At 46.9% G+C, this 23,675-nt stretch carries 23 protein-coding genes and 5 tRNA genes; 26 read left to right on the top strand and 2 right to left on the bottom strand.

What is annotated here, in order from left to right; genetic code table 11:
* Positions 1–19: 19 nt before the first annotated feature.
* From D3795_RS01275 to D3795_RS01245, 7 genes are all read left to right on the top strand, one after another.
* On the top strand, positions 20–1,405 hold the full coding sequence (locus D3795_RS01275) for a class II fumarate hydratase (RefSeq protein ID WP_156265803.1): 1,386 nt from the start codon (positions 20–22) through the stop codon (positions 1,403–1,405).
* Between the two features lie 9 nt (positions 1,406–1,414).
* A complete protein-coding gene (locus D3795_RS01270; protein WP_156265802.1) occupies positions 1,415–2,080 on the top strand; it encodes an SDR family oxidoreductase in 666 nt (221 codons plus the stop codon).
* 207 nt (positions 2,081–2,287) lie between these two features.
* A tRNA-Met gene (locus D3795_RS01265) sits at positions 2,288–2,364 on the top strand.
* Between the two features lie 17 nt (positions 2,365–2,381).
* Positions 2,382–2,466 (top strand) — tRNA-Leu (locus tag D3795_RS01260).
* 28 nt (positions 2,467–2,494) lie between these two features.
* Positions 2,495–2,569 (top strand) — tRNA-Gln (locus D3795_RS01255).
* Positions 2,570–2,599: 30 nt separating this feature from the next.
* Positions 2,600–2,674, top strand: a tRNA-Gln gene (locus D3795_RS01250).
* A gap of 18 nt (positions 2,675–2,692) precedes the next feature.
* Positions 2,693–2,779 (top strand) — tRNA-Leu (locus D3795_RS01245).
* Between the two features lie 161 nt (positions 2,780–2,940).
* Here the strand turns inward: D3795_RS01245 and D3795_RS01240 are convergent.
* Entirely contained in the window at positions 2,941–4,065 is a 1,125-nt protein-coding gene (locus D3795_RS01240) for an FAD-dependent monooxygenase (RefSeq protein ID WP_156265801.1), read from the bottom strand.
* 14 nt (positions 4,066–4,079) lie between these two features.
* Entirely contained in the window at positions 4,080–4,433 is a 354-nt protein-coding gene (locus D3795_RS01235; RefSeq protein ID WP_092855638.1) for a DMT family protein, read from the bottom strand.
* A 44-nt stretch (positions 4,434–4,477) separates the two neighbouring features.
* Between D3795_RS01235 and D3795_RS01230 the strand changes: the two genes are divergently transcribed.
* The 19 genes from D3795_RS01230 (at position 4,478) to D3795_RS01140 (ending at position 23,675) form a co-directional block, all read left to right on the top strand.
* A complete protein-coding gene (locus D3795_RS01230) occupies positions 4,478–5,362 on the top strand; it encodes a DMT family transporter (RefSeq protein WP_156265800.1) in 885 nt (294 codons plus the stop codon).
* Between the two features lie 103 nt (positions 5,363–5,465).
* Positions 5,466–6,908 (top strand): tRNA (N6-isopentenyl adenosine(37)-C2)-methylthiotransferase MiaB, encoded by a 1,443-nt coding sequence (gene miaB, locus D3795_RS01225; RefSeq protein ID WP_156265799.1) that lies wholly within the window; start codon positions 5,466–5,468, stop codon positions 6,906–6,908.
* A 15-nt stretch (positions 6,909–6,923) separates the two neighbouring features.
* Positions 6,924–7,910, top strand: a complete 987-nt coding sequence (locus D3795_RS01220) for a PhoH family protein (RefSeq protein ID WP_156265798.1) — start codon at positions 6,924–6,926, stop codon at positions 7,908–7,910.
* On the top strand, positions 7,910–8,392 hold the full coding sequence (gene ybeY / locus D3795_RS01215) for an rRNA maturation RNase YbeY (protein WP_156265797.1): 483 nt from the start codon (positions 7,910–7,912) through the stop codon (positions 8,390–8,392). Before D3795_RS01220 ends, ybeY begins: the two co-directional genes overlap by 1 nt.
* Positions 8,393–8,410: 18 nt before the next feature.
* Positions 8,411–9,289 carry a CNNM family magnesium/cobalt transport protein CorC gene (gene corC, locus D3795_RS01210; protein WP_156265796.1) on the top strand — a complete coding sequence of 293 codons (879 nt, stop codon included), beginning with the start codon at positions 8,411–8,413 and terminating at the stop codon, positions 9,287–9,289.
* The gene (lnt, locus tag D3795_RS01205; RefSeq protein WP_156265795.1) at positions 9,290–10,816 is read left to right on the top strand and encodes an apolipoprotein N-acyltransferase; all 1,527 of its coding nucleotides are present in this window, start codon (positions 9,290–9,292) and stop codon (positions 10,814–10,816) included.
* A 54-nt stretch (positions 10,817–10,870) separates the two neighbouring features.
* A complete protein-coding gene (locus tag D3795_RS01200; RefSeq protein WP_156265794.1) occupies positions 10,871–11,062 on the top strand; it encodes a hypothetical protein in 192 nt (63 codons plus the stop codon).
* 31 nt (positions 11,063–11,093) lie between these two features.
* Entirely contained in the window at positions 11,094–13,691 is a 2,598-nt protein-coding gene (gene leuS / locus D3795_RS01195; RefSeq protein WP_156265793.1) for a leucine--tRNA ligase, read from the top strand.
* Positions 13,692–13,694: 3 nt separating this feature from the next.
* Complete coding sequence (locus tag D3795_RS01190; RefSeq protein ID WP_156265792.1) at positions 13,695–14,183, top strand: LPS-assembly lipoprotein LptE; 489 nt, start codon at positions 13,695–13,697, stop codon at positions 14,181–14,183.
* A gap of 5 nt (positions 14,184–14,188) precedes the next feature.
* Positions 14,189–15,208, top strand: a complete 1,020-nt coding sequence (holA, locus tag D3795_RS01185) for a DNA polymerase III subunit delta (RefSeq protein ID WP_156265791.1) — start codon at positions 14,189–14,191, stop codon at positions 15,206–15,208.
* Positions 15,205–15,834 (top strand): nicotinate-nucleotide adenylyltransferase, encoded by a 630-nt coding sequence (gene nadD / locus D3795_RS01180; protein ID WP_156265790.1) that lies wholly within the window; start codon positions 15,205–15,207, stop codon positions 15,832–15,834. The genes holA and nadD overlap by 4 nt, the downstream gene beginning before the upstream one ends.
* A gap of 83 nt (positions 15,835–15,917) precedes the next feature.
* The gene (gene rsfS, locus D3795_RS01175) at positions 15,918–16,241 is read left to right on the top strand and encodes a ribosome silencing factor (RefSeq protein WP_092856909.1); all 324 of its coding nucleotides are present in this window, start codon (positions 15,918–15,920) and stop codon (positions 16,239–16,241) included.
* Entirely contained in the window at positions 16,241–16,711 is a 471-nt protein-coding gene (gene rlmH / locus D3795_RS01170; RefSeq protein WP_156265789.1) for a 23S rRNA (pseudouridine(1915)-N(3))-methyltransferase RlmH, read from the top strand. Before rsfS ends, rlmH begins: the two co-directional genes overlap by 1 nt.
* A 1-nt stretch (position 16,712) precedes the next feature.
* Complete coding sequence (mrdA, locus tag D3795_RS01165) at positions 16,713–18,587, top strand: penicillin-binding protein 2 (protein WP_156265788.1); 1,875 nt, start codon at positions 16,713–16,715, stop codon at positions 18,585–18,587.
* Positions 18,574–19,683: a rod shape-determining protein RodA gene (rodA, locus tag D3795_RS01160; protein WP_156265787.1), complete on the top strand. Its 1,110-nt coding sequence runs from the start codon at positions 18,574–18,576 to the stop codon at positions 19,681–19,683. Before mrdA ends, rodA begins: the two co-directional genes overlap by 14 nt.
* Before the next feature lie 18 nt (positions 19,684–19,701).
* Entirely contained in the window at positions 19,702–20,688 is a 987-nt protein-coding gene (gene mltB / locus D3795_RS01155; protein WP_310942363.1) for a lytic murein transglycosylase B, read from the top strand.
* A gap of 3 nt (positions 20,689–20,691) precedes the next feature.
* Positions 20,692–21,498: a septal ring lytic transglycosylase RlpA family protein gene (locus D3795_RS01150; protein WP_156265786.1), complete on the top strand. Its 807-nt coding sequence runs from the start codon at positions 20,692–20,694 to the stop codon at positions 21,496–21,498.
* A gap of 132 nt (positions 21,499–21,630) precedes the next feature.
* The gene (locus D3795_RS01145) at positions 21,631–22,803 is read left to right on the top strand and encodes a serine hydrolase (protein WP_156265785.1); all 1,173 of its coding nucleotides are present in this window, start codon (positions 21,631–21,633) and stop codon (positions 22,801–22,803) included.
* Between the two features lie 23 nt (positions 22,804–22,826).
* Complete coding sequence (locus D3795_RS01140) at positions 22,827–23,675, top strand: D-amino acid aminotransferase (RefSeq protein WP_173020968.1); 849 nt, start codon at positions 22,827–22,829, stop codon at positions 23,673–23,675.

The raw sequence follows: 23,675 nt of genomic DNA, 5'->3' as shown, positions 1-23,675 counted from the left end.
TAACCCATAGGGGTAGAACATGCAAAAAGGAAACAACGAGAAGACTGATACACGCGTTGAAAAAGATAGCATGGGTCAAGTTGAAGTGCCCCAGAATGCCCTGTGGCGCGCTCAAACCGAGCGTGCTAGGCAAAATTTTCAGTTGAGCAAACTGGTGTTCCCCATCGAATTTATCTATACGCTTGCACATATTAAGGCTGCAGCAGCCGATGCCAATTGTGAGGCCGACGTTATTTCCAAGCAGCAAGCTGATGCGGTTCATAAAGCAGTTGAAGCTATTATAGCTGGGCAAGCTGATGAGGCATTCCCGCTTGATATATTCCAAACGGGCTCTGGCACCAGTACCAACATGAATATGAACGAAGTGATTGCGTCACTGGCCGACAAGCTCTGTGGTGTGCAAATACATCCAAACGATCATGTGAATGCCAGCCAGAGCAGTAACGATGTGATTCCTACCGCAATTTTGGTTAGTAGCGTGCTGAGTCTGCGAACGAACTTAATACCGGCATTAACGCATCTCAGACATACGATTGAACAGAAAGCTAAGACGCTCACTGAAACCATTAAAACCGGTCGCACTCATTTGATGGATGCTATGCCATTAAGCATGGCGCAAGAGTTACGAGCGTGGGGCACGCAACTTGAACATGTTGAAAGTGGTTTAAACCATGCATTGTCGCTAGCCAGCAGTTTGCCACAAGGTGGCACTGCAATAGGATCGGGAATTAATGCACCAGAAAAATTTGGCGAGCGCTTTTGCCATTTCCTAAGTCAACGCACCGCAACCAAATTTGAAGCAAGCTCAAATCCGTTCGCCGGTATTGCGGGCCAAGAGGTCAACTTGGCACTAAGTGGTCAGTTAAACGCTTTAAGTGCTGTGTTGCTGAAAATAAGTAATGACTTACGGTGGATGAATAGCGGTCCGCTGGCAGGGCTTGGCGAAATTAGTCTAAAAGCCTTGCAACCGGGTAGCAGCATCATGCCAGGCAAAGTAAATCCGGTTATTCCTGAAGCTGTTACGATGGTTTGCGCACAAGTTGCTGGCAACCACCACACGGTTTCTATCGCCGCCCAGCAAGGCAATTTTCAATTGAACGTGATGCTACCAGTGATAGCTTTTAATCAATTGCAAAGTATCGAGCTACTCAGCAACGCTGCACATGCGCTTGCTGATAAAGCGATCGCTGACTTCACGGTCAATCACGATCGCTTAAATGAGGCCTTGGCAAAAAATCCGATCTTGGTAACCGCATTGAATCGGGAGATTGGCTACAACAAAGCCGCTGAAATTGCCAAACAAGCCTACCAGCAGCAGCGCCCTATTCTCGAGGTCGCTGTAGAGATGACCGATATTCCTCGCGATAAACTCGAACAACTGCTCAATCCGAAAAACTTAATTTAAGGAGTAGAAATGTCACAACATATTGTAATTACCGGTGCTAACCGCGGCATTGGATTGGCTCTCGCGACACAATTTAAGCAACGCGGCGACTCCGTCACCGCAGTCTGTCGTAAAGCTTCCAACGAACTCAAAGCGCTCGGGGTTTCGATTATTGAGAACATCGATGTGACGAACCTTGAGAGTATTACTCAATTGAGCCAACAGCTGCACGGCAAAGCCATCGACATATTAATTAATAATGCCGGCTTGCTTGAGCGTGAACAACTTGGCAGTCTCTCAACGTCAACCATTGAAGCGCAATTCAAAGTGAATGCGATGGGACCACTGTTAGTGACGGATGCCCTTCGAGACAATCTTCACAAAGGTAGCAAAGTTATCATGATCACCAGCCGCATGGGCTCAATGGCTGATAATGGTTCCGGTGCCTACTATGGCTACCGCATGAGTAAAGCCGCCTTAAACGCGGCAGGCGTTTCATTAGCGAATGACCTGAAAGACGATGGCATTGCTGTCGCCATGCTACATCCCGGCTTCGTACAAACCGAGATGGTGAATAACGCCGGCGATATCAGTGCAGAAACGGCAGCCGAACGATTAATTCAACGTATCGACGAACTATCCATTGCAACCACCGGTCAATTTAAGCATAGCAACGGTGACTCACTACCGTGGTAACACCCTAATTAAAAATAGTGCGCGTATTATCGACAGTTTCGTATCAATCAGTGAATTAGTCGCCGAATAAATAAGCAAACTATCCGTTTTTTAAGCAATCGCGCAGAAATCATGGATTTTTTGAGAAAAAGAGGTTGACGCTTTCGCCCCTGATTTGCATAATACGCGCCGCACTCAACGAGTGCAGTTTGATTAAAATTTGATGTTGGCTACGTAGCTCAGCTGGTTAGAGCACAGCACTCATAATGCTGGGGTCGCAAGTTCGAATCTCGCCGTAGCCACCAATCAAATTCCCTTTTGGGCGGACGTGGTGGAATTGGTAGACACGCTGGATTTAGGTTCCAGTGCCTCACGGCGTGAGAGTTCAAGTCTCTCCGTCCGCACCAACTCAAACTGTCAGGCGGTATATTCTGTTGGGGTATAGCCAAGCGGTAAGGCAGCGGGTTTTGATCCCGCCATTCCCAGGTTCAAATCCTGGTACCCCAGCCATCGCCACTCTCTTCTTGATGCACCCAGTGTTGGGGTATAGCCAAGCGGTAAGGCAGCGGGTTTTGATCCCGCCATTCTCAGGTTCAAATCCTGATACCCCAGCCACTTTTTCCCCTGTGTATTGCGGGGGTGGCGGAATTGGTAGACGCGCTAGCTTCAGGTGCTAGTGAGCTAACGCTCGTGGGGGTTCAAGTCCCCCCCTCCGCACCACCTCGGTGGTGAACCGCAATGAACAGACTGAAAGCGTTATTGGTTAGTCGTTATTCGTTATTGGTAAAAGCTAATAACATCAAATTACGATTAACCAATGACGCTTTTTTGTTTCCCGAATTTCCCCTTCGAGTAACCAATAACGAATAGCCAATAACGGTTCAGAAGCCGATGGCTTTGCGCACAAGCTCACGTTTCAGTGGTGCAACCTTATCAACTAATGCCAATCCAAGCGCTAACAAACCTCGCGGTAGCAAATGTTGTGAGCGGAAACCAACGTGAATCGCATCCATCGCGCGCATCATCTGTTGATTCTCTTGCATACGAATCCGCTCATATTTGGCTAATGCCTCTGGAAGGGGCTGCTCAACAAGTTGCCGCGTTAATTCTTGTACATCAGCAAAGCCTAAGTTCACACCCTGCCCCGCTAGCGGATGAATGCTATGCGCCGCGTCACCAATCAAGGCAATCGAATCGTGGCTGATATATCGCAATGCACGTTGTCGACGTAATGGGAAGCTCGCGAATTGAGTGATGGTATGTTTGCCAATATGAGGTTCGAAAACATTGTTCAAACTTTGCTGTACTGCTTCATTCTTTCCAGTAAATTCTTGCCATTGTTGTTCTGAACGATAGTCGATTAAACAAGCTAGATGATCGTTTAATGGCAGCAGCGCAAATGGCCCTTCACTACGAAAAATTTCCCAGGTGGCCGCAGGTAATGGCTTCTCAACATCGGCTATGGCAAGCATACAACGCATATCATAATCCCACCCACGTTGGCCAATTTGCGCGGCCTTTGCCACTTGTGACTGTGCGCCATCGGCACCAAGCAACAAATCATAGGTGAGTATTTCGCCGTTGCTTAACCTCACACGACGATCAGTTAAATCAAAGTGTTCTACGCGTGTTTCACTGTATACCGAAATATTGTGCTCTGAGAATTGCTCCCATAACGCTTCTTGCAATGCATTATTTTCAACCATCGCGCCAAGAGCTAACGCATCAACGTCATTATTAGAAAAATTCAACCGGTAACCATCAAGAGTCTGCACCGCCAAATCGGTATACATGAATTTGCGCTCAGCGCGAATGTTTGACCAAGTGCCTAACTCTTTCAGCCACTCAACATTTCGCAAATGAATGGATGAAATACGTAAATCCCAATCACCTTCACTTAGAACAGTCTTGCCCGCTTCTATAACGGTTACGTGATGCCCCAGTTTCGCTATGGAAACAGCCGCACTAGCGCCCACCATACCACCGCCGACAACGACCACATTCATATATTTATACCTATTTACCCAGTTAACTTACTTCGCATAATAAAAAATACTGCGCCACAAATACACAGCCCAGCCCATAAATAATCCCAAGTTAATTTTTCTTTCATGTAAAACAAGGCAAATGGCACAAAAACTGAGAGTGTGATCACTTCTTGTAGAATTTTTAATTGTCCAAGATTCATTACCTCGTAACCAATTCGGTTCGCGGGAACTTGCAGCAAATATTCAATAAGAGCGATACCCCAACTCGCAAATGCAGCAATAATCCAAGGTTTGTCGGCCATGTTTTTTAAATGCGCGTACCACGCAAAGGTCATAAAAACATTGCTCAACGTAAGTAAAGTGATCGTGATAAGATAACGGTTCATTATTCTTCTCTCTGGGTGCGGTTAAAACACCGCGTAAGGACATTATGGACACCCCACAACGAACGGTGGTGATTGCTTCTGCTTTGGTACTTGGCGCCGAGCTTTGTTTTGCTGGCGTCAGTGCGTTAGTAAAGTATTTGAGCACCGATTTGCCTTCTGAACAATTAGTGTTTTTCAGAAACTTAATGGCGTTTGTCGTATTGCTACCATGGTTATGGCGTAAAGGCCCTGATGCATTCAAAACCAAAGCATGGCGTTTTCATTTAACACGCGGTTTAGCTGGGCTTGCCGCGATGTATCTTTTCTTTTACGCCATCGCAAATCTGCCACTCGCGCAAGCGACCTTGGTGTTACTGTTATCGCCATTTATTATTCCAATTATCGGTCGGGTTTGGTTAAAAGAACGCGTGCTCGCGCAAACTTGGATTGCGATTGGTATTGGTTTTATTGGGGTATTTGTTTTCTTAAACCCTGCCGAGACGCATTTATCACCGATTATCGGTATCGCTTTTATTGCGGCTTGTTTAGCTGCATTTACCAAAACCTTGATCCGACAGATGTCAGCAACAGAGTCATCAAGTAAAATTGTCTTTTATTTTTCGACATTAGCAACCGTGATTTCAGCCATTCCGTTAATTTGGCGTGGTGAGTCAATTGCTAGTGAACATTGGTTGGGTATTATTGCCATGGGTGGCTTAGCCGTTGCAGGACAGCTCGGCATGACCAAGGCTTTTGCGCTAGCACCGGCGGCTCGAGTGGGTGTATTCACCTACAGCTCGGTGATATTTGCGGCGCTTATGGGGTATTGGTTTTGGGATGAACCCATTACCGTGAGTATGATTTTAGGCGCCTCGATTATTACGGTTGCGGGATATTTAGCAATTCGTACACGTCGCAAGGCAGAAACTGGTCACAAAGTTGGCAGTTAGGCTTGGTTCAAGCTAAAATAGCTACCCTTTTATGATGTGGTGTCCGATTGTGGTCGTATCAATGTGATAAGCGACACAACGAAGTAGATGAGCGCAGAGGTTTATGAGTAAGAAGTTATATATTAAAACGTGGGGTTGTCAGATGAACGAGTACGATTCAGCGAAAATGGCTGATCTACTCAAAGCAACGCACGGTTATGATGTCGCTGCAGAGCCAGAAGAGGCTGACTTAATCCTGCTCAACACCTGCTCTATTCGCGAAAAGGCGCAAGAGAAAGTGTTCCATCAATTAGGGCGCTGGAAAACTCTTAAAGATAAAAATCCTGATCTCGTTATTGGTGTGGGCGGCTGTGTGGCATCGCAAGAAGGTGATCATATTCGTCAACGCGCGCCATATGTTGATATCGTCTTCGGTCCGCAAACACTGCATCGCTTGCCAGAAATGGTCAAACAAGTTCAGACCAACCACACACCAATGGTTGATATTTCGTTTCCGGAAATTGAAAAATTTGACCGCTTACCAGAACCAAAAGCTGATGGTCCAAGCGCGTTTGTTTCAATTATGGAAGGGTGCAGCAAATACTGTACCTTCTGCGTTGTGCCTTATACCCGCGGCGAAGAAGTTAGTCGTCCAGTTGATGACGTGTTATTTGAAATCGCTCAGCTTGCTGAACAAGGCGTTCGCGAAGTGAATTTACTTGGGCAGAATGTGAACGCGTTCCGTGGTGAGCATCATGACGGCACCGTTTGTCGTTTTGCTGAATTACTGCATTTGGTAGCAGCCATTGATGGCATTGACCGTATCCGTTACACCACCTCTCATCCGGTCGAGTTTACTGACGATATTATTGAAGCCTACGCGACCATTCCTGAGCTGGTGAGCCATTTGCATTTACCTGTGCAAAGTGGTTCTGACCGCATTCTGACATTGATGAAACGCGGCCATACGGCGCTTGAGTACAAATCTCAGATCCGTAAGCTGAAAAAAATTCGCCCAGACATCGCGATGAGCTCCGACTTTATCATTGGCTTCCCGGGTGAAACCGATGCTGATTTCGAAGCAACTATGGATTTGATTCAAGCCGTTGACTATGACATGAGCTTCAGTTTCATCTATAGTGCGCGCCCTGGTACACCAGCTGCCGATTTACCTGATGACGTTAGCGAAGATACCAAAAAGCAGCGCCTGCAACTATTGCAGCAACGCTTGAATCAGCAGGCGCACGCTCATGCTCGCCGTATGTTAGGTACTGAACAACGTATTTTGGTTACTGGACCATCGAAAAAAGACCCAATGGAGTTAAGCGGGCGTACTGAGAACAACCGTGTTGTGAACTTTATGGGTACGCCAGATATGATCGGTAAATTTGTTGATGTGAAAGTCACCGATGTCTTTGTCAACTCACTGCGTGGCGAAGTCTTGCGCGTGGAATCCGATATGGGCTTACGAGTCGATACATCGCCACAAGCCATTCTCGCACGTCAGGCAAAAACACAGCCTGATGAATTGGGTGTCGCCACCTTTGTGCCGCCACAAGCCAATTAAAGTAACGAGGTAACCTTGAGTCAAACTGTTAGTACGTTGGACATCGATTTAGAACCAGCCGATAATCGCCGCATCGCTGATCTTTGCGGCGCTTTAGATGAAAATTTAAAGCATATCGAACGTCGTTTAGGCATTGAAATTAGCTATCGCCATAATGAATTCCGTTTGATTGGTCCGAACCATACGGTGCAAGCAGGCGCCAAAATTCTGCGTGATCTTTATGTCGAAACCGCAACGGTTAAAGGCGAAGAAGGCAAAGTAACACCGCAAATGGTGCACTTAGCGGTGCAACAAGCCAAAGTGCTCGAGCAGTCACCGGAGAATGATCCGGCGGCAGAAAAAATGACCCACATCAAAACCAAACGTGGGTTAATTAAGCCGCGCAATCATAACCAGTCTGAATATGTACGCGCTATTTTGACTCATGACGTTAACTTTGGCGTTGGCCCTGCCGGTACTGGTAAAACGTATTTGGCGGTGGCTTGTGCTGTAGACGCATTGGAACGCCAAGAGATTCGCCGTATTTTGTTAACGCGTCCAGCGGTTGAAGCCGGTGAAAAACTTGGCTTTTTACCTGGCGATCTCGCACAAAAGGTCGACCCGTACTTACGTCCGTTATACGACGCATTATTTGAAATGCTCGGGTTTGAAAGAGTTGAAAAGCTCATTGAACGCAATGTCATAGAAGTTGCACCACTTGCCTATATGCGTGGTCGCACATTAAACGACGCGTTTATTATTCTCGATGAAAGTCAAAACACGACGTGCGAACAGATGAAAATGTTCCTTACCCGTATCGGCTTTAATTCTCGTGCCGTTATCACAGGTGATATCACTCAGGTTGACTTGCCGCGAGGCCAAAAATCTGGACTACGCCACGTCATCGAAGTACTGAAAGATGTCGATGATGTCAGTTTCACTTTCTTCCAAGCTTCTGATGTCGTGCGCCACCCTGTGGTGCAACGCATCGTTCAGGCTTATGAGGCGTTTGACGAAAACTAATGAACCACGTAACTATCGACGTGCAGATTGCCTGTGATGCAGCTGATTTGCCGTCAGAAGCTTCTTTTGAAGCCTGGGTTGAAGCGGTGCTACACCACCTGAACAGCATCACAGAAACAGAATTAACCCTACGCATTGTTGATCCTGAAGAAGGTTTAGCGCTTAATCAGCAATATCGAAATAAAGCGTATGCCACTAACGTGCTATCGTTCCCGTTCGAGTCTCCGATACCGTTGCCGATTAATTTACTCGGTGATTTGGTGATTTGTGCTGAGGTTGTTGCCAACGAAGCAAATGAACAGAATAAGCCGTTGATTGCGCATTGGGCGCATATGGTTGTACACGGAACCTTGCATTTGCTAGGTTATGACCATATTGAAGACGACGAAGCCGAGCATATGGAACAGCTCGAAAGAGACATTCTAGCAGCACTGGGGTATGCTGACCCCTATGCTGATGACTACGCTGATGACCAGCACTAAACGGAGTAAAAACAGCACATGAGCGATGATAATCCACACTCTACCAACGGTTCTGCGCGTAAAACGTGGGCAACCAAACTGTTGCAACTTTTTACCGGAGAGCCGAACAGCCGCGAAGAGTTAGTTGATTTAATCCAAGACGCCGAAGAACGCGACTTAATTGATAATGACACCAAGGAAATGATCGAAGGTGTGCTAGACGTTGCCGAACTTAAAGTTCGCGACATTATGGTGCCTCGTTCGCAAATGGTAACCATTGATATCAACCAGAGCGTCGAATCGTTTTTACCAATTGTGATTGACTCACAGCACAGCCGCTACCCCGTGGTTAGTGAAAACAAAGATCACATTGAAGGGATATTACTCGCGAAGGATTTACTCGCTTATGGTTTTGGCATGACCGACCATGAGTTTGCCTTATCTGAAGTGATCCGCCCAGCGGTGATTGTTCCTGAAAGCAAACGTGTTGATGTGTTGTTGAAAGAATTTCGCTCACAGCGCTATCACATGGCCATTGTTGTAGATGAATACGGCGGTGTTTCAGGTCTTGTCACTATTGAAGACATCTTAGAAGAAATTGTTGGCGAAATTGAAGACGAAACTGACTACAACGAAGACAACAAAGCGGATATTCGACGTATCAATAAATCACGCTATTCCGTGAAGGCTCTGACCACCATTGAAGATTTCAATGACTACTTTAACACGACATTTGGTGATGAAGAATATGACACCATTGGTGGGATGGTTGCCCACGGCTTCGGTCATTTGCCGCAAGTTGGTGAAGAGTTAACTCTCGGTGGTATTTTGTTTAAAGTTACCGGTGCTGATAAGCGTCGGATTCAGCAACTTCAGGTAACCATGACGGATGCCAATAACGTTGTAGATGCGGACTAAATGAACATTCGCCGCATTATTGCGTTGCTACTCGGTGGCAGCCTTGTTTTCAGTTACGCACCGTTCTCGCAAGCATGGTTAGTACTTCCTGTATTATTCGGATTATTATTCACCACCCGCCATGCTACGCCATATATGGCGTGGCGCATCGGTTTCTATTTCGGACTAGGCTGGTTTAGCGCTGGATTGAGCTGGATCTACGTCAGTATCGATCAATTCGGTGGCCTACCCGTACTTGCGTCAATTGCGGTTCTCGCCGCTTTATTTATATATCTAAGTATCTTCCCAGCTCTCGCCTTATTCCTTTGGAAATATTTCGAGCGCAAGTTCGGTGCTTTCGCAATCGGCATTCTGCCGCTTACTTGGCTTATCAGTGAATCGATTCGCGGCTGGTTTCTTACCGGATTTCCATGGTTAGAACTCGGCTACACACAAACCGATAGCTGGCTTGGCAATTACGCACCTTGGTTAGGTGGTGTTGGCGTAACGGTTATTTTATGGTCGATTGCCATTTCATTGTTCTGTTGGTTTGAACACCAACGCAAAGAATTCGGACTGGTCGCTTTTGGCTTACTGATTATCCCATTTGCTTTGCCATGGATTAGCCCGATAAAAGCAACCGGCGAAGAAGCTCGCGTGCTCTTGGTACAAGGCAACATAGAGCAGTCTATTAAATGGAATCCTGACCAGCATTGGCAATCGCTCATGACATATTTGGATTTGAGTCGCCCGCATTATCCAACCCATGACATCATTGTTTGGCCAGAATCCGCCGTTACAATGCCTGAGCCATACACCGACGATGTTCTGAAGAATATTCACAAAGCTTTGGTAGACACTGACACCACATTGATTACCGGTATCATTGATTACCAAAACAGTGAGTACTTTAATACGATGATTGTGTTGGGACTCGATGCCCCATTTCAACCGGTAGAACCCTACGCGCACGGTCACACTAATCGCTATCAAAAACATCAATTATTGCCTATTGGTGAGTTTGTTCCCTTTGAAGATTTGCTTCGTCCATTGGCGCCGTTGTTTGATTTACCAATGAGCTCGTTCACCCGGGGTGACTTCGAACAGCCAAACTTACGAGCGAAAGGCTTTCATTTGGCGGGTGCGATATGCTATGAAATTGCATTTCCAGCGCAAGTTCGCGCGAATGTTTCAGCTAATACAGATTATATTTTGACGGTAAGTAACGATACCTGGTTTGGCGCATCGCATGGCCCCGCACAACATATGCAAATTGCTCGTATGCGAGCACTCGAGCTAGGCCGACCACTGTTGCGCGCCACTAATAATGGTATAACTGCCGTCGTGGATGCCTATGGGAATGAATTAGCCCGAGCACCTCAATTTACGTCAACGGCGTTAAGCGCTGAAGTACCGATAGTTCGAGGACAAACTTTGTATCAATTATTCGGTTCGTTAGGAGCTTGGTTAATTGCTGTTTTAACGGCATTGGTCAGTACTTTGATAGCACTTCGTCGTAGTCAAGCACGCTCAAAATCAGTAAACTAAGCTTACTCAAGCTACTGTATAAAACATTCATTAATCTCAGCATGGAGAATCGCCATGGAAAACGTTATTGCTGCTATATTATTTGCTGTTTTGGTCGGCGCTGGTTCACTTGGTGTAACTAGCCTAGGCATGTTTGCTTTTCACCGCAACGAAGATCGGGATGCACAACAGCGTGAGCGCCTCGAATATGCATTTTTTGGCATCTTTGGTGTCGTTGTAATGCTGATGATGTGGTACGCACTTTAATCTAAAAATAAGCAGTTGAATGGATAGTCAGATGTCAAAAAAAATAGCGGAACAATATGATCCGGCCGTTGTTGAACCAGCGGTTCAACAACGTTGGGAACACGACCAAGTATTTAACGTTACCGAAGACCCAAACAAAGAAAAGTTTTATTGCTTATCGATGTTTCCTTATCCAAGCGGTAAGCTCCACATGGGTCACGTGCGTAACTACACGCTTGGCGACGTCGTTGCCCGCTATCAACGCATGCAAGGCAAAAATGTATTGCAACCGATGGGTTGGGATGCGTTTGGCTTACCTGCAGAAAATGCTGCTATCCAGAACCAAACCGCGCCTGCTAAGTGGACCTATCAAAATATTGATTACATGCGTAACCAATTAAAGTCATTAGGCTTTGGTTATGATTGGTCGCGTGAAATTGCCACCTGCACACCTGAATATTATCGTTGGGAGCAATGGTTTTTCACGAAGCTATTTGAGAAAGGCTTGGTGTACAAAAAGAACGCGACTGTCAACTGGGATCCAATTGACCAAACAGTACTAGCTAACGAGCAGGTTATTGATGGCCGCGGCTGGCGTTCAGGAGCGATTGTCGAGCAAAAAGAAATTCCACAGTGGTTTATCAAAATCACTGATTATGCCGATGAGTTGCTCGCAGATCTTGACCAACTTGAAGGTTGGCCAGAGCAAGTTAAAACCATGCAACGGAACTGGATTGGTCGCTCTGAAGGCGTAGAAATCGATTTCTCTATTGCCAATAGCGAACGTCAGTTAACCGTTTACACCACGCGCCCAGATACGCTTTACGGTGTCACTTATATGGCGGTAGCGGCGCAACATCCGCTAGCACAAGAAGCAGCAGCGAATAATCCAGAGCTCGCAGCATTTATCGAAACCATCAAAAACACCAAGATGGCTGAAGCTGAACTGGCGACCATTGATAAGAAAGGCATGGATACCGGCGTTCGTGCGGTTCACCCAATGACCGGTGAAGAAATTCCTGTTTGGGTCGCTAACTTTGTTCTCATGGATTACGGTTCAGGCGCAGTCATGGCGGTACCTGCTCACGATCAACGCGATTGGGAATTTGCGACCGCTTACAATCTACCTATTCAAGTTGTGATCAACCCTGCATCTGGTGACGAAGATATCAACTCGAGTGCCATTACAACCAAAGGCACCACAATAAACTCGGGCGATTACAATGGTTTATCGAGCGACGATGCATTTAACGCTATCGCTGAGCATCTAGAACAACGTGGTATTGGCCGTCGTCAGGTGAATTATCGCCTACGCGATTGGGGTGTATCACGTCAGCGTTATTGGGGCGCTCCAATTCCGATGCTGAATTTGCCAAACGGCGAATCGGTGCCGGTTCCAGAAGACCAACTGCCGGTACGTTTGCCTGAAGATGTGGTTATGGATGGCACCACGTCACCAATTAAAGCCGATGAGAACTGGCGAAAAACAACCTATAACGGTGCGCCAGCCGAGCATGAAACAGATACCTTCGATACGTTCATGGAATCGTCGTGGTACTACGCACGTTATTGTAGTGCCAATTTCCATGATGGCATGCTTAACCCTGAACAAGCGAATTACTGGTTACCAGTCGATCAATACATTGGTGGTATCGAACACGCAATTCTTCACCTATTGTACGCACGCTTCTTCCACAAACTGCTGCGTGATACCGGTTTGGTTAGCTCCGATGAGCCGTTCAAGCGGTTATTAACCCAAGGTATGGTGCTAGCCGACAGCTACTTCCGTGAAGATTCATCAGGAAAAATCACCTGGTACTCGCCACTGGATGTCGAAATTAGTCGCGACGAGAAAGGTCGTATCGCCACAGCAATTTTGAAAACTGATGGCCAGCCGGTGCAGCACGGCGGCATGACGAAAATGTCAAAATCAAAGAACAACGGCATTGATCCTCAGGTCATGATCGACAAGTACGGTGCCGATACGGTTCGCTTGTTTATGATGTTCGCAGCACCACCAGAAGCCACACTTGAGTGGGCTGATTCAGGGGTTGAAGGCGCGCAACGATTCCTACGTCGTGTCTGGCGTTTGGTCGCCGATTTTGTTGAGGTTGCTGAGCAGCCACGCAGCCAGGCTTGGAGCGAACTTACCGAGGCGCAACAAGAGGTTCGTCGCGAAGTTCATCGCACCATTGCCAAAGTCACCGATGACATGGGGCGTCGCCAACACTTCAATACCGCAATTGCTGCTGTGATGGAGCTATTGAATCGCTTGCAAAAAGCGCCGCTTGATAGCGCACTCGACCGCGGCATTATGGCCGAAGCTCTAGACGCTATGGTACTGATGCTCGCGCCAGTCACACCGCACCTGAGTGAAGCATTATGGCAAGCGCTTGGACACAACGACGACGTTAACTTTGCCGCATGGCCACAATTTGACGAAGACGCGTTAGTTGAAACCTCAGTTCTTGTGGTTGTGCAGGTAAACGGCAAAGTTCGTAGCAAAATTACAGTTCCAGCTGATGCCAGCCAAGAGCAAGTTACCGAAGTTGCCCTTGCCGATGAAAACGTACAAAAATTTATCGATGGCAAAACCATCCGTAAACAAATTTACGTTCCAGGCAAACTGTTCAACATTGTGGCAAATTAAACCATGCGGCATTTGATACTGAAATTAACCGTTATAATAGTTGCCACAGCCCTAACCGGCTGTGGCTTTCAACTGCGTGATAATTATCAGCTACCAGCAGCAATGCAAACGGTTAGTATCGAAGCCCCTGCATTTAGCGAGTTTGGACAAGTTTTGGAGCGCCGTTTAAGCCTTGCCGGCGCAAAAATTGAGTCAGCACAGCAAACGCGTCTGGTCATTGAAATTCTTGACGATACGCTAGACCGTCGAACGCTCTCGTTATCGCAGTCAGGGCAAGTAGCTGAATACGAGATGATTTACACGGTTTACTATCAACTCATTGAACAAGGTGAAATTTCTGCCCTGCAACAAGTTGAGGTGTATCGTGACTATCAAGATGACCCAAACTTTGCCTTGGCCAAAACGCGTGAACGAGAAGTCCTTGTTCAAGAAATGCGCGAAGAAGCCGCCCGGTTGCTGTTACGTCAGACCATTGCACATCTCTCGGAGTAGCTTCGATGCAACTCGCACCTGCACAACTGCATGACCAATTTTCTCAACAAGGGTTACCGGCAGTCATCAGTGTGTTCGGTGATGCACCTTTATTGATTGACGACGCTTTACAGCAACTCCGCAAAATAGCTCGCCAGCATGGTATTGATGAGCGCCAGCGACATGTGCAAGATAGTCAGTTCGACTGGCGTCTGCTCACCGACCAAAGCGCCAGCCTCAGCCTCTTCTCAAGTCAGAAAGTAATTGAGCTTGAGCTGCCAGAGGGAAAACCCGGTCGTGAAGGTGCCGATGCCTTGCGACAATATGCAAAGGCGCCACTAGATGATCAAATACTTATTGTCATTGGGCCAAAGCTAAAACAAGAGCAACTCAAATCAAAATGGTATCAGGATTTAGCTTCGGCTGGCCCGATCGTTAATGCGAATAGTCCTGATCGCGCCGGCTTACCTCGCTTCGTGCAACAACGGGCACAGCGTTACAACTTGCAACTAACCCCTGAAGCTAACCAACTGCTTGCCAATTGGTTTGAGGGGAACTTGTTGGCGCTCGATCAAGAGTTGCAGAAGCTTGCATTAACTGATTTGCCGCAACCAATCTCAGCTGAATCCATTCAGCAAGCTGCTCAAGATCAGAGCCGCTTCAATGTCTTTGCGTTGCAAGAAGCAATATTGCATGCCGACCTTAGCAATGCCCTGCACCGCCTTGCGCGACTGCTTGAAGATGAGGTTGAAGAAGCCATTCTGAATTGGATGTTGCAGCGTGAATGGCAGGTGGTTTGCACGTTACAACAAGCGGATAATTTTGCAGACGCGTGTCGCAAGAATGGCGTATGGCGTAATCAAGAGGCACCCTATCGGAACTTCTGTCAACGTATGTCGCCTCAGGCGGTCAGTAAAGCTGCAGAGTTACTCGCACGACTTGAATATGCTTTCAAACGTGATTCCGGTGAAGATTACGGAACCCTGGCAACGCACTTGGTCACGCTCTACTGTCAACCGGAATTAGTGAGTCGATTACCACAATGATGCGCGCAATTTTAGGTGGCACCTTTGATCCGATTCATTGGGGACATTTAAATGCCGCCTCCAGTGTCTGTGAACAAATTCAATCCGATCATTTAGTTTTATTGCCGAGTGCACAACCGCCACATCGCAGTTATCCTGGTGCGACAGCCGAACAGCGTTTCGCGATGGCAACGCTTGCCGCCTCTGACATTCCCAACTGCACCGCCGATAATTGGGAGTTATTGCAATCACGAAAGTCTTATACTCAGTTGACTTTAGAGCAATTTCATCAGCGTTGGCCGCAAGATACTCTGGTATTCATTGTTGGCGAGGATGCCTTTGCTGGATTGGAAAGCTGGTATAAATGGGAGCATTTGCTTGATCATGCGCATTTAGTGGTGATGCGTCGTCCTCATTCACATAATGTGTTTAGCGAAACCCTTCAACAGTGGTTAGCTAACGTACAAACGAAACAACCAGAACAACTTCATCAACATGCGAGCGGCTGTGTTTATCTTGCTGAAACGCCAGCGTTTGATATATCGGCAACTGCCATTCGTAATGCCATTCAAACCGAACAATCTTGGACACACTACGTTCCTAACTCAGTCGCTAACTATATCCAAACACATCAACTCTATCGTTAGCTGATTTTTACTATCGCTTCGTGGTAAACTACGCCCGTTTTATGCGATTATTTTATTAGCCGAATTATTGGAGTGTGGAACTCTTGCAAGCAGAACAATTACGCGATTTCGTAGTAGACAAAGTCGAAGACCTCAAAGGTCGTGACATTAAAGTACTTGATGTTCACGATCAAACTGATGTTGCCGAATACATGATCATTTGTTCAGGTAACTCAAAAACACATGTACGTAGTATTGCTAACTACGTTGCAACTGAAGCGAAACACCATGGCGTTGCGCCATTAGGTATTGAAGGTCATGAGCATTCAGAATGGGTACTCGTTGATCTCGGTGATGTGGTCGTCCATATCATGCAGGAATCTATTCGCGACTTTTACGAGCTAGAGAAGCTTTGGGGGCGCAAGTAATGCGTATTCGGCTGATTGCCGTTGGGCAAAAAATGCCTGATTGGGTCAGCACCGGTTACCAAACCTACGCGAAACGTTTTCCCGCCGATTGCCAACTCGAGCTTATTGAAATTAGTGCTGGCAAGCGCGGGAAAAACGCGGATATACCCCGTATCCTCCGACAAGAAGGCGAAGCCATGCTCGCCGCAGTTGGTAAAGGTGACCGCATTGTCACCTTAGAAGTTACTGGCAAAAGCTGGACCACACCACAACTTGCACAGCGGCTTGAGAATTGGCTCATGGATGGACGCGATGTCAGTTTACTGGTTGGTGGGCCTGAAGGTCTGGCGCCAGAATGTATCGCTGCCGCCGACGAACGCTGGTCATTGTCGGCTCTTACCCTACCGCACCCACTGGTACGTGTGCTGATTGCCGAGAGCTTGTACCGAGCATGGAGTGTGACAGCTAACCACCCTTATCATCGCGAGTAACATGAAGCATAAACGCGTCACCATTCGAGATCATCATGCTGAATCTGCGCTGTTTGGGCGCCGTGTTTTTGTTAGTTTAATTATTGTTGTACTCGCTTTCGGCGTGTTGTTTACCAACATGTATCACTTGCAGGTCGTTGACCACCAAAGCTTTCAAACTCGCTCAAATGATAATCGAATTAAGGTTGTGCCGTTAGCGCCCAATCGTGGTTTGATTTATGATCGTCGAGGGCGTTTATTAGCTGAAAACCGACCGGTCATGAGTCTTGAAGTGACCCCCGAGAAAGTTCAAGATTTAACTCAAACGTTAACCGAATTGCAGCAATTGCTCGCCATTGATGATGAAACCATTGCAGAATTTCATGAAAACAGACGACGTGAAAGACGCTTTAACCAAATTATTTTATTAGACGGTTTAACGGAGCAACAGGCGGCGAAGTTCGCAGTCCGTCAGCATGAATTCCCCGGTGTTAGCATTGAAGCACGTCTCGTTCGCCATTACCCATACGGTGAAGCCATTACGCATGCGCTTGGTTATGTTGCCAAAATAAACCGGAATGACTTAAACACCTTGCGCGAACAGAATAAGCACGCCAATTATGCGGCCACTCGCGTCATCGGAAAACTTGGCGTTGAACGCTATTACGAAGAGTTGTTGCACGGTACCATCGGCTATCAGCAAGTTGAAGTTGATATTCATGGCCGCAATATTCGAACGCTCTCGGTAGAGCCCCCAATTCCAGGACAAGATCTTCATCTTGAACTCGATATCGAGCTCCAACAGTTTGCGTATGACCTTCTTGGGGATGAACGCGGCTCGATTATTTTAATGGATCCTAGCGATGGCGCTATACGTGCGATGGTAAGTAAACCAAGCTATGACCCTAACTGGTTTGCCCAAGGAATCTCATACGCGCAATATCAGAGCTTACTCAGCTCACGCCATTCACCTTTGTTGAATCGCTCAACGCAGGGTGGTTATCCCCCTGCTTCAACGGTTAAGCCACAGCTTGCTGTACTTGGTCTCGAACAAGGCATTATCACACCTACCACAAAAGTTTGGGACCCAGGTTGGTTTCAAATTGAAGGCGTCGACCACCGCTATCGAGACTGGCTAGCCTGGGGACATGGTTGGGTTAATGTTACCGATGCTATTGTTGAGAGTTGTGATACGTTTTATTACGACTTAGCGTTGAAATTAGGTATTGATAGTATTCATGACGACATGGTTCGCTATGGCTTCGGCGCTCGAACCGGAATCGATATCGCTGAAGAATCATCCGCAGTTATGCCGTCACGAGGCTGGAAGCGCGCCCGTTTCAATCAACCTTGGTACGCTGGTGAAACTGTATCAATTGGCATTGGTCAGAGTTATTGGACCACAACACCGATACAACTTGCTGTCGGTACGGCGGTAGTTGTTAATCGTGGAGAGCGACCGGTACCAAGATTATTACACGCTATCCAAGAAGGCGAAGTTGTGCTTCCGGCCGTTGTTGAAACACGTGAACCGGTTACCTTGAAAAATCCCCGAAATTGGGATGTTGTATTGCGTGCACTCAATTTAACGGTCAGCTCAATCAAAGGCACGGCACACAGCGCGTTTAAAGACGCAACATTTACCAGTGGCGGTAAAACCGGAACCGCACAAGTTCGCAGTATCGGACAGGAAGAAGAATATAACGCCGAAGAAATTGACGAGCGCTACCGTGATAACGCCATGTATGTTGGTTATGCACCAGCTGATAATCCCGAGCTCGTTGTTGTGATTGCAGTTGAGAATACCCTCGGTGGTGGTGGTAGCGTTGCCGCACCAATGGCGAGAAAGTTGCTCGACTTCTATTTTGAACAGGAACAACGATATGCGCAGCAATAATGAAAGCAATAAGTGGCTGCAGCGTTTTCATATTGACGGCCCCCTATTCCTTGGGCTACTCACTTTGGCCGTATTAAGTTTAGCCACGGTTTATTCTGCCAGTGGGCAAGATTTAGCCATGACTGAACGCCAAGTGATTCGTATTGGCCTCGCTTTCACAGCGATGTTAGTGATTGCGCAAATTCCACTGGGTGCGGTTGAACGCTTTTCCCTCCCCCTATTCGCACTTGGTGTAGTGCTCTTGCTTGGCGTCCTTCTATTCGGTGAGTCTAGCAAAGGCGCACAACGCTGGTTGAATCTCGGTTTTGTGACCATTCAGCCATCAGAAATTATGAAGCTTGCCGTTCCCATGACAATCGCTTGGTTTTTGGCTGAACACGGTATACCACCGACAAAACGCCGCATGGCAGCAGCATTTTTGTTGCTGATGGTGCCGACATTAATGATTGCGAAGCAACCCGATTTAGGCACGTCGATTCTCATCGCTAGCTCCGGTATTTTTGTGTTGTTTTTAGCTGGTATTAGCTGGCGATTAATTATATTTTTTGCCACCGCATTAGGGGCCTTTGTTCCCGTATTGTGGTTTTTCTTGATGCACGATTACCAACGCCAGCGAGTATTAACCTTTTTAGACCCTGAGCGTGATCCACTCGGCGCTGGCTATCAAATTATTCAATCTAAGATTGCTATCGGCTCAGGAGGCGTTGAAGGAAAGGGTTGGCTGCAAGGCACACAATCACAACTCGAATTTCTTCCTGAGCGTCATACAGACTTCATTTTCTCAGTATTTAGCGAAGAATTTGGGCTGGTTGGCGTTATTGGCCTGTTGTTACTCTATGGCTTTGTCGTCTTCCGCGGCATGATTATTGCCATGCGCGCGCAAAAAGTTTATCAAAAACTTCTTGCCGGCAGCCTAACACTTACTTTTTTTGTTTATGTTCTTGTAAATATTGGCATGGTTTCCGGCTTATTGCCGGTGGTTGGTGTACCCTTACCGCTGATCAGTTATGGAGGCACCTCAATGGTGACTTTGTTAGCTGGGTTTGGTTTACTAATGGCCATAGCAACAAACAAACGCTTAGTCATGCACGATTAGCAAAAGGAACAAATTCTCATGGGTAACTTGACCAAGGCACTGATGCTGGGCATTTGCGGTACGGTAAGTTTGACATGCCAGACAGCTCAAGCGGATACCGATTATCAGCAACAACGCGAGCAGTTTGTTGAGCAAATGGTGACAAAACATGCGTTTGAGCGCACTGAAGTTGAATCTTTGCTAGACCAAGCCAAGCGTGACGAGACAATTCTCGAAGCCATTGCCCGCCCATGGGAAGCAAAGCCCTGGTACCAGTATTATCCAATCTTTTTAACTGAAAAACGTTTGCAATCTGGCCTGAAATTTTGGCAGCAGCACGAAGAGACATTGGCGCGTGCCGAGCAAGAGTTTGGTGTTCCCGCGGAAATCATTGTTGCGATTATTGGTGTTGAAACGTTTTACGGCGAGTACCGCGGCAAATATAGCGTGCTAGATGCGCTTTATACACTTGGCTTTCACTACCCACCACGTGCTAAATTTTTCCGTTCAGAACTTGAACAGTATATGTTGCTCACACGTGAAGAGTCGCTTCCAGCTCTTGAATTGATGGGCTCTTACGCAGGTGCGATGGGCTACGGTCAGTTTATTTCCTCATCATATCGCCATTATGCCGTCGATTTTGACGGTGATAATGTTCGTGATTTATTGGGAAATCCTGTCGACGCCATTGGTAGTGTCGCAAACTACTTCGCCGAACATGGCTGGCAGAATAATGAACCCGTTGCCGTTAAATTGGCGGCGTCCGAAGCGCATGCAAAGCTGGTGAGTAAAGGGTTAAAGCCGGACACAACAGTTGCAGAGCTGAAACAGAACGGTCTAGAATTACCAGAACACAGTGTTGTAATGGAACAATCCTTAGCCAAAGTTTTCGAATTTGAGTTAGCTGAAGGCCATGAATACTGGTTGGGGTACAACAATTTTTATGTCATTACTCGTTATAATCACAGTCCGCTGTATGCCATGGCTGTTTATCAATTGAGTCAACAAATAAAACAAGCGCGCTAAATCATGATGATAAGTTTTCGGTTTGTGCTAATACTGACGGTCATCGTTCTGTTGAACGCGTGTTCTAGTTCATCTCCGTCAAACTCACGTTATAGTCAGAAATATGATTCTATTCCGTCGCGCTTACCCACGGCCGATGAGCTAGTTGAACCAGAACCATCTTTTGAGCCGCCAAGCCGACAAGGCAATCGAACCTATTCATTATTCGGTAATACCTGGCATATCTTGGATGACGTAAGTGACTTCAGCCAAGAAGGTGTGGCCTCGTGGTACGGGGAAAAATTCCATGGCCACCTCACCTCCAACGGCGAAACCTACGACATGTACGCCATGAGTGCAGCGCATAAGACGCTCCCGCTACCAACTTATGTACGCGTAACCAATTTAGATAATGAAAAAAGTGTGGTTGTTCGAGTCAATGACCGTGGGCCATTTCACGGGAATCGAATTATCGACCTTTCCTATGTCGCTGCTTATAAACTCGATATGTTAAAATCTGGGACCGCTCGCGTAAAAATTGAAGCATTACAGCCTAGCTCAGGTAACGAAGCCCTCGCTGTTACCCCGCCGTTAAAAATGGAATCGATCGACCAGTTCTATATTCAAGTTCATGCCGGAAGTGATTCAGCTCGATTACAAGCTGAAGCTGAACGCTTACAGAAATTATACCAAGTTCCTGCAACTACTCAGCCAAATAATGGTCTATATCGGGTAGTTTTAGGTCCGTTGGCTGAACCACAAACCAATAAGTTACTAGAACAGCTAAGGAAAGCTGGGTATCCCGATGCATTTCGTGTCGCGGTTCCGTAATCTCTGCGTTTGTCGGAAATAAATAGCAAGCTACGGCAGAATCCCCTGGGTAACTGCTATAGCCTTTAAATTTATGCTATATTCAGCGCCCTTTATTCATCCAGAGTTTCAAAAAAAAAGAGAAGAGTTAACATGCGTCGTGTACTTCGTCACTTTGTTCGCACAATTGCCATTACTGCCGTCGCGTTTACTGCGGTAGCGCAAGCAGCAATTGTTCCCCCGGCACCTTCAGTCAATGCCAAAGGTTACATTCTGATTGATTACACAACGGGGCACGTTATTACCTCGGAGAATGCCGATGAAGCATTGGCTCCGGCTAGCCTCACTAAAATGATGACAAGTTACATTATCGGCCGCGAACTCCAAGCCGGTCGTATTAGTAATGAAGACATGGTTACGATAAGTAAAAATGCTTGGGCAAAAAACTTCCCAGAGTCATCGAAAATGTTTATCGAAGTAGGCAAAGAGGTCTCGGTCGCTGATCTTAATCGCGGTATCGTTATTTCTTCAGGTAATGACGCCTGTGTAGCCATGGCCGAGCATATCGCCGGAAGTGAAGGCGCATTTGCAGATTTAATGAACACCTACGCTGCTGAACTAGGCATGAGCAATTCAAGCTTCGCAAACAGCCATGGCTTACCTGATCCAAATCAATACAGCTCGCCGCGTGATATGGCGACTTTGGCACAGGCGCTGATTCGTGACGTGCCTGAAGAATATTCGCTGTACGCCGAGAAATCATTTACCTACAACAACATTAAGCAATATAACCGCAACTCGCTGTTGTGGGATCGCAGCATGAATGTTGATGGTATTAAAACCGGCCATACAAATGAAGCCGGCTATAGTCTTGTTTCTTCAGCAACCGAAGGCGATACCCGTTTAATCGCCGTGGTTATGGGCACTTCAAGTGAGCAAGCACGTAAGGTTGAAAGTAAGAAGTTGCTTAACTACGGCTTCCGCTACTACGAGACAGTGACTGCGTATCAAGCTGGCGAGAGTTTTGTTGACCATCGTATTTGGGGTGGTGAGCAAGATACCGTCCAATTAGGTGTGACTGAGCCAGTCGTGATTACATTGCCAAAAGGTCAGCGTAATAATTTGAAAGCTAATTTTGAACTGAATCAAACGCTTGAAGCGCCTATCGAGAAAGGTACACAAGTTGGTACTGTCTATCTTCAGTTAGAAGGCGAAGATATTGCAAGCTACCCGCTTGTGACGCTAAATGCCGTTGAACAGGGTGGCGTGTTCAAACGCTTGATGGATTGGGCAAAGCAAAAGTTTAGTGGTGAAAGCGAAAGCTAGGATCACCAATTAAGGCAGCACAAGTGTCTGACATCGTCTATTTAAACGGTGACTGGGTCACCGGTAATAACGCAAAAGTCTCGGTTTTCGACCGAGGCTTTTTGTTTGCGGATGGCGTATATGAAGTTATTCCAGTTTATCAGCGCCGTCCTTTCCTTCCCGAACTCCATATTCAGCGACTGCAACGCTCAGCGGATGCGATTGGTATTGCGCCTATCACGACTGAGTTTTGGCATCAGCTCGTGCTTGATTTGATTAACCGCAATAACCTCGACGACGGTTTAGTATACATTCAGTTGACGTTTGGTGCCGATAGCCAGCGTAGCCATTTACCAACGCAGCCACTAACACCAACCATCTATGCTAGTCTGTCGCCTCTTAGTGTGCACTGGAATACACCAAAACCGGTAAAAGTCGCTGTTTTAGAAGACATTCGCTGGCACCGCTGTGATATCAAAAGTATCAGCTTACTCGGTAATATCATGTTAAAGCGTGAGGCTGCGAAACGAGGCGCTATCGAACCATTACTGCATCGCGATGGACGCATCACCGAGGGTGCTTCGTGTAATTATTTTATGGTAAAACAAGGGCGCCTCTACACACCACCGGCCGACCACTTGATTTTAGCTGGCATTACCCGCACATGGGTAATACAACTAGCCCAGCAGCTAGCTATTGAGGTTCATGAAGAAGCGCTTAATGTCAACGAATTGCAACACGTTGACGAAGTATTCCTGACAAGCTCAAGCCGCGAAGTACAGCCGGTTGGTCAAATTGATGATATAATTGTCGGCAATGGTCAATGCGGAACGATTACCGCACAGATAGCTGAAGCGTTTCACGCCAGCAAACGACATCTCATTCAGGAGTAA

The sequence above is a fragment of the Pseudidiomarina andamanensis genome, from assembly GCF_009734345.1.
Classification (GTDB): Bacteria; Pseudomonadota; Gammaproteobacteria; order Enterobacterales; family Alteromonadaceae; genus Pseudidiomarina; species Pseudidiomarina andamanensis.
Note: the sequence above shows the minus strand (reverse complement) of the source record. Positions and strands in the feature narration are given on the sequence as shown.